Origin of the sequence: Pseudophaeobacter sp. EL27, from assembly GCF_900313025.1 — a bacterium.
Classification (GTDB): Bacteria; Pseudomonadota; Alphaproteobacteria; order Rhodobacterales; family Rhodobacteraceae; genus Pseudophaeobacter.
Genome location: NZ_OMPQ01000013.1, coordinates 51,053 through 66,524, shown reverse-complemented (window position 1 = coordinate 66,524; position 15,472 = coordinate 51,053). Strand labels below are relative to the sequence as shown.

Sequence of the window (15,472 nt, the reverse complement as noted above, 5' to 3'; positions counted from 1 at the left end):
AGTTCCTGAAAGAGGGGCCATGCTACGGCACGTATGGTCTGGGCATTGTAAAACAGCACCAGGTTTGGCAAGCCTTCAGCCTTCATTTGGTCAAAAACCGGTCATTGAGTTTTCTTCTTGACCTGAACCCAAGTTGAGGTCGTAGCAGAGAGGCTGTCAACAGTTGGGAGAGAGACATGGCAATACCGGACAGCGACAAGAACGCAGACAGATTTGTTTCCTGGCGAGAGTTCCTGACGAGCGCATATGTGCCCTCGCTTCATTCGCCAGGTCATAATCAGCCCAAGTTTGCAGTAGAAGGGCTCCTTGGCGGTGGGTTTCGAAGATCGCTGCAGCCACGATTTTGTGCATGGGCACCATGCGAGGGTTTGCTCGATAGCCGTTGACGAAATGGTCCATCAGCAAGTCGAGCTCGTCGAGAGTTGGTCGACGGGTCCGTTGCGCTGATTTCGTCACGATCTTCTGATGTTGAAGGGTGCGCATCGCCTCCTCGAACTCTGCTTGCGGCATGGTGACCCCACAGATCGGCCCACCAAAGCGGATAAGCGTGCCCAACGTCACCATGTAGCCGTTGACCGTTTGAGGTTTGCGGGGCTTGAAGGTGTCGTGTGATGGCGTGTCCTTGTTCGGATCAGAAGGTCGAGCTTGAAGCCCTGAAAGAAGCTCCATTGCGAGTTTCACAAAATCCCGCGCCGCAAGATCCTCTATGGCAGACGCGCCGAAATCCAATCGTTGAAAATAGCTCAGCATTTGAGACTTTGATTTCCCAAAACCTTCAGGGGAGGCGTCGATGTAATCGCTTATGCAATCGGCAACGCTTTTGCGTGCCTTCGCGTTTACGGCGCGCGACAATCCCCCTGGCTTTTTCAATGCGGCTTCACGACGCTTTAGCCAGTTTTTCGCGGCCTGTTCCGAGGTAAATGTCTCGACCAAATTGAGGATGACCTTGCCTTTTTGCTTCTTGCGGATCTGGGCAGTGAAGCTCGACTTGCCATTGGTCTTGAGGCGCTCTGTGATAGTTCCCCTGGGAGTTCCTTTCAGTCACGGGTTTTCCATGGCTGCGACATCTGATCGTTCGGTTTTTTCGGAAGCGGGTTTGATTGGGTTTGAAACCCAAACCGGGGGCGATCGGGCTGAATGGGGGAAAACCGATGGGATAGGGTGGTTGCCCGGCAGCGCATGATTTGGAGTGCTGGAACTCAGGCGAAAAAAAGTGCTACACGGCGCCGTCGGTGCTACATTCTGTAGCACTGCACTCAAAAACGGGGCTAAATCGGGCCGAAACGGGGAAAACGCGCAAAATGGCGAATCCAAAAAAACAAGAAAAAACAGGGTTTTCTGATGTTCGGCGGGCTGCGCGCCTTTCCGTTGCCCCCATGATGGAATGGACCGATCGACATTGCCGGTATCTGCATCGGCTGCTGAGCCATCAATCGCTGCTTTATACGGAAATGGTGACGGCGCCTGCATTGGTGCGCGGGGGCGCCTTGCATCTGCTGGATCACAACGTGGAAGAGCATCCCGTGGCCCTGCAGCTTGGTGGTTCGGATCCGGTTGAATTGGCGCAGGCTGCGTTGCTCGGTGGTGAAGCTGGCTATGATGAAATCAACCTCAACTGCGGCTGCCCCAGTGACCGGGTGCAATCAGGGGCCTTTGGGGCCATTTTGATGCAGAGCCCCGATCTGGTGGCAGATTGTGTTGCCGAGATGCGCGCCAAGGTGGCCGTGGAGATCACGGTGAAATGCCGCATTGGCGTGGATGAGCAGGAGCCACGCGATATCTTGCCTGTGTTTTTGGAAAAAATTCGCGCTGCCGGGTGCCAACGTGTGACCATCCATGCCCGCAAGGCCTGGCTCAAAGGTCTGTCACCAAAGGAAAACCGCGATATCCCGCCGCTGGATTATGATTTGGTGCATGAGATGAAGCGCGCCTATCCCGATATGCATATCTCAATCAATGGCGGCATTGATACTTTGGATGCGGCTGTCACGCAATTGGAGCAAGGGCTGGACGGGGTCATGGTGGGGCGTGCCGCCTATCATCAGCCGACTGATATTCTGGCTGCGGCGGATGCGCGGATCTTTGGTTCCGGGGAGGTGCGCGATCCCTTTGAGGTGGTGATGCAGATGCTGCCCTATATTGAGGCCCAGATGGGGCAGGGCGCGCGGTTGCATCAGATCACCCGGCATATGCTGGGGCTTTTTGCCGGTCGTCCCGGTGCGCGGGCCTGGCGGCGCATGCTGTCGGAGGGGGCAAGCCGCCCGGGATCAGGTCCTGAACTGGTGCAACAGGCTCTGGGTCAGCTTGTGCGTGAGCCAATTGCGGTGTGATGCACAAAGACGTGATCTATCGCGAACGCCGCTTGCCGGGTAGGGTTTGCCGCAGCTGCTGTAGCTAGGGTCTCTGCGCGACGGGTATAAGCCAAATCTGAAGGCTTTGTCGCTTTCTCGTGCAAATGGTGGAGGCTGCGATGACGCAGTGGCAGGAGTTTTTGAAACGCGGCTGGACCCGGTTTGACCATGACAGCGCCTTGGCGGAGTGGGCAGCCTATGCGCGGCCACTGGCCCAAAAGGCGGCGCAGGATCCGATCCATGCGGAGTGGCTCGATTGTGAGGGCACCTGGTTCATTGGCGTTGACGCCTTAGACAATGATCTGCGCGGAACCCTGCCGGGAGGTCCAGCTTTGCGCGGTGCGCCCTTGGATTTCATTGCGCAGCATTTTGGTGGCATCGCGGATTTGCATAAGGCTCAGGTTTCCGTGGTCTATCCCGGCTACCCACGTCCGCGCTTCGGCGAAAATGAGGCCGCTTTCCGCTACCGGTCCCGTCGCGATGCGGCCCATGTTGATGGGGTAAAGATGTTTGGTACCACCCGCAATCGCCGGGTCGAAGAGCCACATGCCTGGGTGCTGGGCATTCCGCTCAACCCAAGCCCGGCTGAGGCCGCCCCCCTAGTGATCTGGGAGGGCAGTCACGAGGTGATGCGTCGCGGTTTTGCTGCGGCCTTTCATGGACATGCGCCTGAGACCTGGCATCAGGTTGACGTGACCGAGGCCTATAAGACAGCGCGTGCCGAGGTGTTTGAAACCTGTGCAAAGGTCGCCGTTCATGCGCGGCCCGGTGAGGCCTATCTGATGCATAGGCTCTGCCTGCACGGTGTCGCTGCTTGGGAGAAGACACCAGGGGCTGATGCAACGGGGCAGGGGCGCGCCATCGCCTATTTCCGCCCTGATCTGATTGGCGGGGTGTCTGCCTGGATCAATGAGGCCTAGCGGGGGTGATCAGCGTTTGAGCCGGGCGGAGCGACCACCGCGTCGTTTGGTCAGGTTGCCTGCGCGGCCCGGCAGGTCTGCCATGACATCAGCGCGTTCCGCGTTGCTCATCTTTGACCAGCTGGTGATCTCATCAATCGAGCGATAGCAGCCAGTGCAGATGCGGGCCTCGGGGTGGACCACGCATATGTTGATGCAGGGAGATTGGATCTCATCCCGCTGCCAAACCTCTTTGCCGTCGCTCTTAGTCATTCTTCAGGTGCCTCATACGGTCAAGTGCTCCCTGCAGGATATAGGAAGCCGCCACATGATCGATAACCTCTGCGCGACGTTTGCGTGACGTATCTGCCTCTAATAGCGCTCTTTCAGCGGCCACGGTGCTGAGACGTTCGTCCCAAAACCCGATAGGCAGCTCTGTCAGGCGGGACAGGTTGCGGGCAAAGGCGCGGGTTTTCTGACAGCGCGGCCCCTCGGAGCCGTCCATATTGCGCGGCAGCCCAAGCACCAGCCCGCCGACCTCGCGCTTCTTGACGATCTCAAACAGATGTTCGGCATCCAGCGTGAATTTCTTGCGCCGGATGGTTTCCAGCGGAGTCGCAACCGTCCCCATTCGGTCCGAGATCGCAACGCCAACGGTTTTGTCGCCAAAGTCCAGACCCGCAAGCGCGGTAAAGCCGGGGGCTGCTTTTGCGAATTCCTCGAAATCTTCATAGATCATGGCGTTAACCCTGCCTGTTTTGCAGCGGCTTCAAGACCCGCCAGAGCCTCTGCATCTGTCGAGAAACGGGTTTTGGCCTCGGTATAGATGGCCTGGGCCCGGTCCCGTTCACCCAGAACGCCCAGAGCACCAATCAGCTGTGCCCATTCCGGCGCCGAGCCGCCTTCGGTGGCCAGGCGATCGGACAGGCGTGAGACCATGCCCCGGATCATTTCCTGGCGCTCATCGACAGTCAATTCCTGCGCTGCCGACAGGTCTTCGGCGCTGGGACCGGCAAGGGCAGGAGCGGCGGCGCCTGGGGCCGCAGGCGGGGCAATGGGGGTGTAATCGACGCCAGCGCGGAAGGCCATTTCTGCGATCTGCGCCTCGATGCCGTTGATCCAGGGCGCACCTTTGGGCCCCTGACGCAGGGTATCAGCCCAGACCTTGAAGGCAATGTCGGGACGGTTGAGTTGCCCCTGCAGCAAACCGTAGTAATACCGGGCGGGACCATTGCGGGGATCCAGCGTGAGGGTGCCATCCAGCAGTTCTTCGGCCTCGGGGGAGACATATCCGCCAGCGGCCATGATCATCAGTTCTGCCTGCTCACCGAAATCCTGAGCCACTATATCGCCGCTCATGATGCGGATGTAATTCTCTTTTGCCTGATAGGCGGCGACAAAATTGCCGAGGTTAGCCTCGTGCTGTGCCAAAAGCGCCTGACCCTGGGCGTCATCAGGTCGCTCCCCTGCGGTTTGGCGCAGTTGCGCCACCAGCTCTTCGTAGCCGGGCTCCAGATCAGGGCTGGGCAAAGCTGGAACTTTGCTCTCGGCCTCGGCCTGATTGGGGCGGGACTGAGCATACTGGTCTGCAGCCTCGATGCGCGAGGCAAGTCCCATATCGACATAACCAGGTGCGCCAAGCACGGCATAGGTTGCTAGAGTACCACCGATCAGCAGGGCTGCGGTTAGCAAGACCGTCAGGCGGCTAAACCCTTTGGGCTGGGTGTTGCCAGTGCTTTGCTTTTGCAACTGGGCGTCAGCGGCCAGAATGCGGCGCGAGATCTCGGTGCGCACACGCTGGGCATCGGATTCATTGATCACACCGCGCAGCAGATCCTTGTCGACATCGCTCAATTGCTGGCGATAGACCCGCAGATCATAGGCGGCTGGGGGCTCTCCGACGCTGTGGGCGCGCAACAGGACAAGCCCCAACAGGGTGGTCATTGCCAGAGCCACAAAGGAAATCAGGATCCAGAATACCATAGTTACGCAGCCTCATAGGTCTCATGTCTTGGGCAGGGTCGCCACTAGACCCCATCTATAGATGCGAGACACAGGAAAAAAGACCTAACTGGATGGCTGCGCGCTCCTGTCCCGCCAGGGCCTGATTGGCCGCATGTCGCAAGAGTGCAAAAATGCGACGATAAACGGCACCGCTTGCAGGTGCCTCTAAGGCATCTTGTAAACAGTCTCGAACCAATCGGATTCGCCCATGAAACGCTATTCAGCCTTTGCTGTCGCGCGGGAAGCCCTGCGCTATCATACCGGATGGGAGCGCGCATGGCGCTCGCCGGAACCGAAACGCCATTACGATGTGATCATCGTGGGGGCTGGCGGCCATGGTCTGGCCACCGCCTATTACCTTGGCAAGAATTACGGCATTACCAATGTCGCGATTATCGAAAAAGGCTGGTTGGGCGGCGGTAATACCGGTCGTAACACCACCATTATTCGCTCGAACTATCTGCAGGATCCTTCGGCTGCGATCTATGAAAAGGCCCGCAGCCTCTATGAGACCATGTCTCAGGATCTGAACTACAACGTGATGTTCAGCCCCCGTGGCGTCATCATGCTGGCGCAGACCGAGCATGAGATCCGCGGCTACAAGCGGACCGCCCATGCCAATGCTTTGCAGGGTGTGCAGACCGAATGGATCAGCCCCGAGCGGGTGAAAGAGATCGTGCCGATCATCAACCTGCATGGTCCGCGCTACCCTGTCTTGGGCGGGTTGTGGCAGGAACGCGGCGGCACCGCCCGTCACGATGCCGTGGCCTGGGGTTACGCGCGTGCCTGTTCCGACATGGGCATGGACATCATCCAGAAATGCGAAGTCACCGGTGTGCGGGTTGAAAACGGCCGCGTTGCGGGTGTTGAGACCTCCAAAGGTCCGATTGATTGCGACAAGATGGGTATGTTGGTTGCAGGCAATGCCTCGCATCTGTCTGAAATGGCTGGCTTCCGCCTGCCAATGGAATCTGTGGCGCTGCAGGCGCTGGTGTCAGAGCCGATCAAACCCTGCATGGATGTGGTGGTGATGGCCAATACCGTACACGGCTATATGTCCCAATCTGACAAGGGCGAGATGGTGATTGGTGGCGGCACGGATGCGGCCAACAACTACACCCAGCGTGGCTCTTTCCATCATATCGAGGAAACCGTGCGCGCACTGGTTGAGACCTTCCCTATGGTCAGCCGCCTGAAGATGCTGCGCCAGTGGGGCGGTATTGTGGATGTGACCGGTGACCGCTCGCCGCTGATCTCCAAGACGCCTGTGGGCAACTGCTTTATCAACTGTGGTTGGGGCACCGGTGGCTTTAAGTCGATCCCGGGATCCGGCTGGGCCATGGCAGAGCTGATGGCCACAGGCCATTCGCCGCTGACCGAAGAGTTCACGATCGATCGCTTCAAAGAAGGCAAGTTCATCGACGAGAGCGTCGCCGCTGGTGTGGCGCACTAACGCCGCAAAATTCAACATTACGGAGCAAGCACCATGCTGATCCTTGAATGCCCCTATTGCGGCGTCAAAGCCGAAGAAACTGAACTCTCCGCTGGTGGCGAAGCGCATCTGAAGCGCTATGGCCCTGGTTCAAATGATGACGAGTTTCATGATTATCTGTTCATGCGCGAAAACCCCAAGGGTGTGCATTTTGAACGCTGGCGCCATGCCAATGGCTGCGGCAAGTGGTTCCATGCCGCGCGCTGCACCATGACTATGGAGGTCTTTGGCACCTACTCGGCGCAGACCTATGAACCGCCGCAGGAGATCAAGGACAAGATCACCGCAAAACGCCCCGGTTGGAGCTGGCGCGAGTATTCGGATGCTTCCGAATGATCCGCCTCCCTGAAATCTTCGCCTTTACTTTGAAAGGTCTGAGCACATGAGCACGCGTCTCGCCAAACAGGGCCGGCTGATTGACCGGTCCAAAAAGATCGACTTTACCTTCAACGGCAAACGCATGCAGGGCTATGCCGGTGATAGCCTGGCCTCGGCGCTGCTGGCCAATGATCAGGTGATGATGGGCCGGTCGTTCAAATACCACCGCCCGCGTGGCGTTGTTGCTGCGGGTTCGGAAGAGCCCAATGCGCTGATGCAGCTGGGCACCGGGGATCGTTACGAGCCCAACCAGCGCGCCACCACAACCGAGCTGTTTTCGGGGCTGTCGGCGGCTTCGCAGAACCACTGGCCCAGCCTGGAATTCGACGTCTTGTCGATCAACAACAAGCTGTCGCGCTTTCTGACGGCTGGTTTCTACTACAAGATGTTCATCCACCCACGGCCGCTGTGGAAGCACGTCTATGAACCCATCATCCGCAAATCGGCAGGTCTGGGCGCCGCCCCTGAGGCAGAGCTGAAAGACCCCGACACCTATGAACACTTCTACTTCTTTGCCGATGTGGTTGTTGTTGGTGGCGGTGTTGCTGGTCTGCAATCCGCCAAGGCGGCTGCGGCAAGCGGTGCCAAGGTGCTGGTTCTGGAGCAGAACAATCATTGGGGCGGTCGTGCGCCCGTCGATGGCGGCACAATTGACGGCGAAGCACCTGAGGTCTGGATTGAAAAGACCCTGGAAGAGCTGCGCGGCATGAAAAACGTCACGCTGCGTGATCGCTGCATGAGCTCAGGCGTCTATGACCACGGCTATGTGCTGGGCTATGAGCGTCTGACCGACCACGTCCCCGGACAGGGTGGTCCGCGCCACCGGTTGTGGCGGATCCGTGCCAAACAGATCGTCACCGCTACCGGAGCCATTGAGCGTCCGCTGTCCTTTGCTGGCAATGATGTGCCGGGCGTAATGCTGGCGGCCTCGATGCGTGACTATGTGGTGAACTGGGGCGTGAACCCTGGCCAAAAGGTCGTGGTTGCCACCAATAATGACGATGCCTATCGCACAGCGCTGTGCCTGCATGAGGCGGGCGTCGAAGTGGTGCGCGTCGTTGATGCCCGCGAAACCGGCGGCGGTGCTCTGATGGAGGCCGTGCGCGAAAAAGGTATCCGGGTTGAGCTCGGCCGCGCCATTGCCAAGGTCAAGGATGGCCCGCGTGTCACCAAAGTGGCGATCTGTGCGCAGAATGGCGAAGGTGGTGCACGTGAAGAGGTCGAAGCCGATGCGGTTGCCATGTCTGGTGGCTGGTCCCCGGTGGTGCACCTGTGGTCGCACTGCGGTGGCAAGCTGAACTGGGACAAGGAAAACGCCTTCTTCCGCCCTGACCCCGCGCGCCCACCACTGGGCGATAATGGCGCAGGCTTTGTGATTGCCAGTGGCTCGGCCAATGGCAACCTGGGGCTGGCTGCGGTGCTGGAAGATGCTGCCGCCGCTGGTGCGCAGGCCTCCGAGGCTGCTGGCTTCCCTGCCAAAACCACACAGGCCCCAAAAGGTGTTTCCGAAGACGAGAGCCTGATGGAACCTGTTTGGCTGATGCCTGCCAAGGCAGATATCAAGCTGCGGATGAAGACCTGGCTCGATTATCAGAACGACGTCAAAGTCTCTGACGTGCAGCTGGCGGCCCGCGAAGGCTATGAAAGCGTTGAGCATACCAAGCGCTATACCACGCTGGGCATGGCGACCGATCAGGGCAAGCTCAGCAACATCAACGGTCTGGCGATCCTTGCTGACAGTCTGAACTCGGAAATCCCGCAGGTCGGCACCACCACCTTCCGTCCACCCTACCACCCCATTTCCATGGGGGCGATTGGCGGCGAGGCCCGTGGTGAGATCTTCCAGCCGGTACGCAAGACACCGATCTATGACTGGAATGACGCCAATGGCGCGGATTGGGAGCCGGTTGGCCAGTGGCGCCGTCCCTTTGCCTATACCCGCAGCGGCGAAAGCCGTCATGACGCGGTGAACCGCGAGGTCAAGAACACCCGCGAGAACCTCGGGCTGCTGGATGCCTCGACCCTGGGTAAGCTGATCGTCAAAGGCCCGGATGCAGGTAAATTCCTCGACATGATGTATACCAACATGATGTCGAACCTGAAGATTGGCAAATGCCGATACGGCTTGATGTGTTCCGAGAACGGCTTCCTGTCTGATGACGGCGTTGTTGCCCGCATCGATGAAGACACCTGGCTGTGCCACACCACCACTGGCGGTGCCGAAAGCATCCATGGTCACATGGAAGAATGGCTGCAGACCGAATGGTGGGACTGGAAAGTCTATGTCGCCAATGTGACCGAGCAATATGCGCAGGTGGCGGTTGTTGGCCCCAAGGCCCGCAAGGTGCTGGAAAAGCTCAACAACAAAGCCGGTGGCGGCATGGACCTCAGCAAGGACGCGCTGCCCTTCATGGAATGGCGTGATGGTCAGATCGGCGGCTTCAATGCGCGCGCCTATCGGATCTCCTTCTCGGGTGAGCTGTCCTACGAGATCGCAGTTGCGGCCTCCGAAGGTCAGGCTTTCTGGGACGCGCTGATGGAAGCGGGCAAGGAATTCAATGTCATGCCCTATGGCACTGAAACTCTGCACATTCTGCGGGCCGAAAAAGGTTTCATCATGATTGGTGATGAAACCGACGGTACCGTGATCCCGCAGGATCTCAACCTGCAGTGGGCCCTGTCCAAGAAGAAAGAGGACTACCTTGGCAAACGCGCCCATCTGCGCTCGCATATGGCCGATCCCGACCGCTGGAAACTGGTTGGTCTGGAAACCGTCGATGGGTCAGTACTGCCCGATGGCGCCTATGCGCGTGGCAATGGCATCAATGCCAATGGCCAGCAGAACGTGATCGGCCGGGTGACCTCGACCTATTACTCCGCCACGCTGGGCCGTGGCATTGCCATGGGGCTGGTCAAACACGGACCAAAACGCATGGGCGAGGTGATCGAGTTCCCCGGAACCGATGGCAAGATCTACCAAGCCAAGATCGTCGACCCGGTCTTCTATGACAAGGAAGGGGAGAAGCAGAATGTCTAATCCTGTCACCGCAACCAATGGCGCCGAGTTCACCGGCATCGCAACCGTCAAGGACGCTGGTCTGCAGGGGATGATCACCTTGCGCGGCGATCTTTCCTCATCTGTTCTGGGGGCTGCCGTCAAGGCGGCCACCGGCGCCGAGGTGCCCGCGCAGGGCAAGGTCTCGGTGGTTGAGAGCGGCGCTGCGGCCTGGATGTCCCCGGATGAGCTGCTGCTGCTGGTCCCCTACGGCGAAGCTGTGGCCAAAACTGCCGCGCTGGCCGAGGCCCTGTCGGGTGAACATGCGCTTGCGGCCAATGTGTCCGACGCACGGTCCTACTTCAGCATCTCGGGCGCAGGTGCGCGCGAGACACTGGCCAAGATCGCTCCGGTGGATCTGTCACCCGAAGCCTTTGCTGCAGGTGACTTCCGTCGCAGCCGGACGGCACAGGTGGCAGCGGCTTTCTGGATGGAAGAAGACGGCAGCTTCCGCTTGGTCTGCTTCCGCTCGGTTGGCGCCTATATGTTCAATCTCTTGTCGAATGCCGCCCATCCACAATCCTCTGTGGACGTTTACTGAGGGGCGCATTCCTTTTAAGGTTGAATTGTCAAAACTGTGAAACTAGGGTGCCCTCAAAGCAATTTTGAGGGCATTTTTTCGTTTGCCATTTGTGTTTTTGCATTTGTTGAAGCTGTAACAGATTGGACGAGTAGAGCAGTGACGGGTTTTGATTTTGCGATTTTGTAGACTAGTGCCACTGGTCGCCATGACGGGGATGTGTTTTGGTTTTCACGCGCTGCCTGCCATGGCAAAAGACACCCAAATTCGATGTGAGATGACCGATTTGGCTCAGGGAAGGCGGATCGTCGCACCGCTCAAACAGCACCCTTGGACCTTGGATATTTTTCTGAACGAAGCACGAAACACCGTGCGCGTGCAGGGGCCTTTGACGCGGACCATTTCCAAAAATCCAATTGTCGCAGTTGTGACCTCTGAGGAGGGTAACAAGGTCAAATTTCGTTGGACTATGCCCGGCCTTCGAGCGGTGGAGCGCGGAATGTCCGGGTTTTACAAATTTCAGGCTTCGTTGGACCTGACATTGAATAAGGTTTTTCTGAGGGTTGGTGATGACCGACCTCATGGAACTGCGCCTGCCTTTGTGACTGGTAAGTGCGGGAAAATTTGAGAGAAAAATGAAAGAGCAGGGGTGTAGAATGAAACAGCTCAGAAACCTGGGCCTTGCCCTGGTTGCAGGCCTTTGCCTTGGCACCCAAACGCAGGCCGCGGAACGCTTCATGTGTGAATTGGCCGCGCATACGAGATTTGGCCTGGTGCCGCCAAAGGTGCTTATCCAGTTTGGCAAAAACCGCGGGTCCGTTCTGGCCTATGATGGGCATATTCACGAGGTCTATGGCAAGCCAATTGCCGCTGTGTTGGAGGAGGTCGGGGCTTCTCGCTACACAATTTCCTGGGGGATTGAAAACCTGCCGGTGAATGGCAATACCACTGCCAGTTCACAGAGTATTCTGCGGCTGAACCTCAATGAGATGACAGCAACGTTCACAGGCTACCTGGGTGGATATGCCAATCACGCGCGTGGAAGTGGAAAATGTCGACCGGTTTCCTAGAAGGAGAGTCACTTGCCTCTATTCCAGCGAAATTGCGAGCGTCACCTGTATCGTGAAAGGATGTAATTTTTCCTCTTATCAGGCAGTTGCCGCAACGTTCACCCCTGACGAATTTGATTATTGTTAAATTCAATCTTTAGTAGTATTTGATATTATCGAAACACATTGGCGAAAAATGGGTGTCTTGAGGATCTGATGGTGAATTACGTAAACAGTTTGTTGTTTTCGACGATCTTCCTGTTTGGCAGCAGCGCTGTTGCGGCAGATAGTTTTATCTGTACCCTAAGGCCCGTGACCAAAGCCGGATGGATACCAGAACGGGTAGCGGTGCAATTTAAGGGAAACCGCGAGACCGTCTCGATTCGGATATCTGAGGACAGCTGGCCAGTGCCTGTGGTTCTGAAACAGCGCAGCAGTCATTCCTACCTGTTGGATTGGACCCCTAGCCGCGCCCTGGCCGCAAAAGCCACAGAACTGAGCAATGATCGCTACAGGGCTGTTTTGAATCTGGGCAATTTGAAAGTCTCGCTCCAGGTTCTGTCAGAGAGTTTTCCCGGCGTACGGTCTCCACGCGGCGCAGGAACCTGTACCAAGGTTGGGGGCACGTGAATAAACCAACTGAAAATTCAGGGCTAACTGATTGGGATGAAAACGAAGATTTGAGAAACATGAAGTGAATGAACACCAAAAGGATATCACGTGAAGGCACTTCTTTCAGCAGCTCTGGTCTTGGCTGTATTCGGCTCAGTGGTTCAGGCCGCACAGGAGGCGAAATTTGACTATGATTGCCGTATCGAAGCGAAGCGGACGGGGGGCTGGACCCCCTATGGTATAAAGTTCTCCATTAACGAGGAAGACGGGACGGTTCTGGTTGACCATGGGATGGAGACGCCTGGGGAAGAGGGGCCTGTGACGGTCAAGCTCAAACGCAGAGATAACGAGACCCTGCGCTTCAAGTGGAGGATTGGGCTGCGCACCACGGAAGGGACCATCATGTCGATTGGCTACAGAGTAGATTTCAAGCCTGAAACAAAAGCAGGGCAGATGTGGGTCGCAATCCCTTCAGGTGGGGCGCGGGACGGCCCTGGAACCCTATTTTGCAAATAGCCTGACTAATGGCACTTGCTGTCAACTATTTGTCACTGAACAAGAATGTCGGGAATCGGGTTAAGGCGCGCTCTTGTGTGAGGGTATCAAACCCCGATGCCTGGCCATTGTCCTCTAGGCAGGTGCTGTAGAAGGACAGGCTGTCGGCGAGTTCTTGCATCCGCTGCTTGCGGATCTGCGGATCTAGGAACGGTGCATGAGTGGAGAGATAGAGGGCAGGGCGGTGTTCTTTCAGCCAGGGGATCAGGCTGGGAAGCACGTCGAACTCTGCCCCCTCAATATCCATTTTGACCAGGGAGACACGGCTCAGATCCGCTGATTTGGCAAAATCCTCCCAGCCCAGGGTGATCACATCAGAGCCATGCTCCCCATCGTTGAGCAGGCTGGTCATACTGTCGCCGGCCTCGCCGCCAAAGGAGGCCATGCGGGCGATGCCGACCCCCTGGCTCAGCGCCGCTGAAAAGGCAGAGACATTCTGTACCGCGTTGAGTTCAAGGTTCCAGGCGAGGTAGCGAAAAGCAACCGGATCTGGCTCAAAACAATAGACCCGCCGGGCCAGGCTGGCGCCGTATAACACGGTGGGGCCAATCCAGGCCCCAATGTCGAGATAGTCGTGATCCGCGTCCAGATGTTCGTCCAGCACCGCAAAGGTCTCGGGCTCCCAGGTTCCCGCAGAGGCCTTGCGCCAGAATTTGGAGTGATAGGGGTCGAGGCGAAAGGGAATGCTGTTGAGAGAGCCCGCATAATGGCCTCGGGCGCGGTAAAACATTTTGCGCGCGGCGATCCAAGTCTCTGCGATCATCTCAAATTCCCTCACTTTTGCACATAAGACATGCGCGGTTTTATTGTCTTGGTACTTGACCTGCTGCCCCCCGCGCCGCATGTATCTGCACAGGAACGCAACACTAATTTGACAGGGGTCCATCATGGCTTTTGAACTTCCCGATCTTCCTTATGCACATGACGCGCTGGCAGCCAAGGGCATGTCCGCAGAAACTCTGGAATACCACCACGACCTGCACCACAAAGCCTATGTCGACAACGGCAACAAGCTGATCGCCGGCACCGAGTGGGACGGCAAGTCGCTGGAAGAGATCATCAAAGGCACCTATGACGCCTCCTCTGTGGCGCAGAACGGTATCTTCAACAACATCTCCCAGCTGTGGAACCACAACCAGTTCTGGGAAATGATGGGCCCTGGCGCATCCGCCATGCCTGGTGATCTGGAAAAAGCACTGGTTGAGAGCTTTGGCTCGGTTGACGAATTCAAATCGCAGTTTTCTGCCGCTGGCGCTGGCCAGTTTGGCTCTGGCTGGGCCTGGCTGGTGAAAAACGCTGACGGCTCGCTGGCCGTGACCAAGACCGAAAACGGTGTAAACCCACTGTGCTTTAACCAGACCGCGCTGTTGGGCTGCGACGTATGGGAGCACTCCTACTACATCGATTTCCGCAACAAACGCCCAGCCTACCTGTCGAACTTCCTCGACAACCTGGTGAACTGGGAAAACGTTGCATCGCGTCTGGGCTAACCCTCTCCAGATTTGCAATCCTTTTGACAACGCCCGGCCCGATGGCCGGGCGTTGTTGGTTTTAGAAACAAAAAGGTGCGGGATGAGAACAGGTGCTTTGATTGGCTTCAGTGATGACTGAGGGCACCAAGGGCGTTATTGCCATGATTGTTACCTGCACGATCTGGGGGCTCTCGGGGATTTTTTACAAGCTACTGGCGCATATCCCGCCGGAGCAAGTCCTCTCTCATCGGATCCTTTGGTCCGGGGTGTTCTTTGCCTGTATCCTGGCTGTGCAGGGGCGGGTGGATCAGCTGGTGGCAGCTCTCACCCAGTGGCGGCGGGTGCGGGTCCTGATGCTGGCCACGGCGATGATCTCGCTGAACTGGTTCATATTCATCACTTCGGTTCAGATTGAACGCGCGACTGAGTCCTCTCTGGGTTACTATATCTTCCCGCTGGTAAGCGTGGTTTTGGGGCGGGTGTTCTTTGGCGAGCATTTGAGCCGAGCCCAGGGCTTGGCGATTGGTCTTGCCACCTTCGCCGTTGCCCTGCTGACCTATGGTCTGGGTGTTGCGCCCTGGATTGCCCTGGTGCTCGGCTTTAGTTTTGCCATTTATGGTGTGGTCAAGAAGGGGCTGGATATTGGTCCGGTGGTCTCTGTCACCGCCGAAGTCTGGTTGCTGTTTCCCATTGCAATTCTGGTGATCTTACTGACCGGTGGTGGTGGGATCCAGGGCAGCTGGCGGGATGCCGGGCTTTTGATGCTGTCAGGACCACTGACAGGCGCGCCCTTGATCCTGTTCAGCTATGCCGCGCGGCGTGTGGCACTGGGCAGTATTGGCGTGTTGCAATACATTAATCCAACACTACAAGCGCTTGTGGCAACAGTGGTTTTTGGGGAACTGTTCACCCCTTGGCATGGCGCGGCCTTTGGTTTGATCTGGGGGGCAGTGATTATTTTTTCGCTCAGTGCTTTGCAAAAATCACATCAAGAGACAAGAGACGCTCAAGCTGTAAAGACGCCCGAAAGATCTTAAATAAAGTTTCGTTAGTTTTCAAAACCATGAAGCCCAACCGGAAATGGC

At 57.3% G+C, this 15,472-nt stretch carries 17 protein-coding genes; 12 read left to right on the top strand and 5 right to left on the bottom strand.

The features are described 5' to 3' along the window. Positions 1-156: 156 nt before the first annotated feature. Positions 157-933 (bottom strand): hypothetical protein, encoded by a 777-nt coding sequence (locus ED661_RS15455; protein WP_162930148.1) that lies wholly within the window; start codon positions 931-933, stop codon positions 157-159. A gap of 368 nt (positions 934-1,301) precedes the next feature. On the opposite strand from ED661_RS15455, the gene dusA reads away from it, so the two are divergent. Further along, a complete protein-coding gene (dusA, locus tag ED661_RS15445; RefSeq protein WP_122074826.1) occupies positions 1,302-2,330 on the top strand; it encodes a tRNA dihydrouridine(20/20a) synthase DusA in 1,029 nt (342 codons plus the stop codon). Positions 2,331-2,470: 140 nt separating this feature from the next. Continuing rightward, on the top strand, positions 2,471-3,271 hold the full coding sequence (locus ED661_RS15440) for a hypothetical protein (RefSeq protein ID WP_122075450.1): 801 nt from the start codon (positions 2,471-2,473) through the stop codon (positions 3,269-3,271). A 9-nt stretch (positions 3,272-3,280) separates the two neighbouring features. Here the strand turns inward: ED661_RS15440 and ED661_RS15435 are convergent, their stop codons facing one another. From ED661_RS15435 to ccmI, 3 genes are read right to left on the bottom strand one after another with little or no spacing between them, the layout of a single operon-like run. Further along, the gene (locus tag ED661_RS15435) at positions 3,281-3,523 is read right to left on the bottom strand and encodes a DUF1289 domain-containing protein (protein ID WP_122074825.1); all 243 of its coding nucleotides are present in this window, start codon (positions 3,521-3,523) and stop codon (positions 3,281-3,283) included. Beyond that, the gene (gene ruvX, locus ED661_RS15430) at positions 3,516-3,989 is read right to left on the bottom strand and encodes a Holliday junction resolvase RuvX (protein ID WP_122074824.1); all 474 of its coding nucleotides are present in this window, start codon (positions 3,987-3,989) and stop codon (positions 3,516-3,518) included. The genes ED661_RS15435 and ruvX overlap by 8 nt, the downstream gene beginning before the upstream one ends. Continuing rightward, positions 3,986-5,233, bottom strand: a complete 1,248-nt coding sequence (gene ccmI, locus ED661_RS15425; RefSeq protein ID WP_122074823.1) for a c-type cytochrome biogenesis protein CcmI — start codon at positions 5,231-5,233, stop codon at positions 3,986-3,988. The genes ruvX and ccmI overlap by 4 nt, the downstream gene beginning before the upstream one ends. Before the next feature lie 229 nt (positions 5,234-5,462). Between ccmI and ED661_RS15420 the strand changes: the two genes are divergently transcribed. From ED661_RS15420 to ED661_RS15385, 8 genes are all read left to right on the top strand, one after another. After that, on the top strand, positions 5,463-6,707 hold the full coding sequence (locus tag ED661_RS15420; RefSeq protein WP_122074822.1) for a sarcosine oxidase subunit beta family protein: 1,245 nt from the start codon (positions 5,463-5,465) through the stop codon (positions 6,705-6,707). Positions 6,708-6,740: 33 nt separating this feature from the next. After that, complete coding sequence (locus ED661_RS15415) at positions 6,741-7,082, top strand: sarcosine oxidase subunit delta (RefSeq protein ID WP_122074821.1); 342 nt, start codon at positions 6,741-6,743, stop codon at positions 7,080-7,082. Between the two features lie 46 nt (positions 7,083-7,128). Further along, a complete protein-coding gene (locus ED661_RS15410) occupies positions 7,129-10,161 on the top strand; it encodes a sarcosine oxidase subunit alpha family protein (RefSeq protein ID WP_122074820.1) in 3,033 nt (1,010 codons plus the stop codon). Next, positions 10,154-10,720 carry a sarcosine oxidase subunit gamma gene (locus tag ED661_RS15405; protein ID WP_122074819.1) on the top strand — a complete coding sequence of 189 codons (567 nt, stop codon included), beginning with the start codon at positions 10,154-10,156 and terminating at the stop codon, positions 10,718-10,720. The genes ED661_RS15410 and ED661_RS15405 overlap by 8 nt, the downstream gene beginning before the upstream one ends. A gap of 226 nt (positions 10,721-10,946) precedes the next feature. Further along, positions 10,947-11,327, top strand: coding sequence for a hypothetical protein (locus ED661_RS15400; protein ID WP_162930147.1), 381 nt, complete (start codon positions 10,947-10,949; stop codon positions 11,325-11,327). A gap of 28 nt (positions 11,328-11,355) precedes the next feature. Beyond that, positions 11,356-11,769, top strand: coding sequence for a hypothetical protein (locus tag ED661_RS15395; RefSeq protein ID WP_122074817.1), 414 nt, complete (start codon positions 11,356-11,358; stop codon positions 11,767-11,769). A gap of 195 nt (positions 11,770-11,964) precedes the next feature. Beyond that, positions 11,965-12,378: a hypothetical protein gene (locus ED661_RS15390; RefSeq protein WP_122074816.1), complete on the top strand. Its 414-nt coding sequence runs from the start codon at positions 11,965-11,967 to the stop codon at positions 12,376-12,378. Positions 12,379-12,468: 90 nt separating this feature from the next. Beyond that, complete coding sequence (locus tag ED661_RS15385; RefSeq protein WP_122074815.1) at positions 12,469-12,876, top strand: hypothetical protein; 408 nt, start codon at positions 12,469-12,471, stop codon at positions 12,874-12,876. A gap of 25 nt (positions 12,877-12,901) precedes the next feature. Here the strand turns inward: ED661_RS15385 and ED661_RS15380 are convergent, their stop codons facing one another. Beyond that, positions 12,902-13,678, bottom strand: a complete 777-nt coding sequence (locus ED661_RS15380) for an FkbM family methyltransferase (protein WP_254054859.1) — start codon at positions 13,676-13,678, stop codon at positions 12,902-12,904. A 124-nt stretch (positions 13,679-13,802) separates the two neighbouring features. On the opposite strand from ED661_RS15380, the gene ED661_RS15375 reads away from it, so the two are divergent. Then, on the top strand, positions 13,803-14,405 hold the full coding sequence (locus tag ED661_RS15375) for a superoxide dismutase (protein WP_122074813.1): 603 nt from the start codon (positions 13,803-13,805) through the stop codon (positions 14,403-14,405). A gap of 113 nt (positions 14,406-14,518) precedes the next feature. Beyond that, positions 14,519-15,424, top strand: coding sequence for an EamA family transporter RarD (gene rarD / locus ED661_RS15370; protein ID WP_122074812.1), 906 nt, complete (start codon positions 14,519-14,521; stop codon positions 15,422-15,424). Positions 15,425-15,472 lie beyond the last annotated feature (48 nt).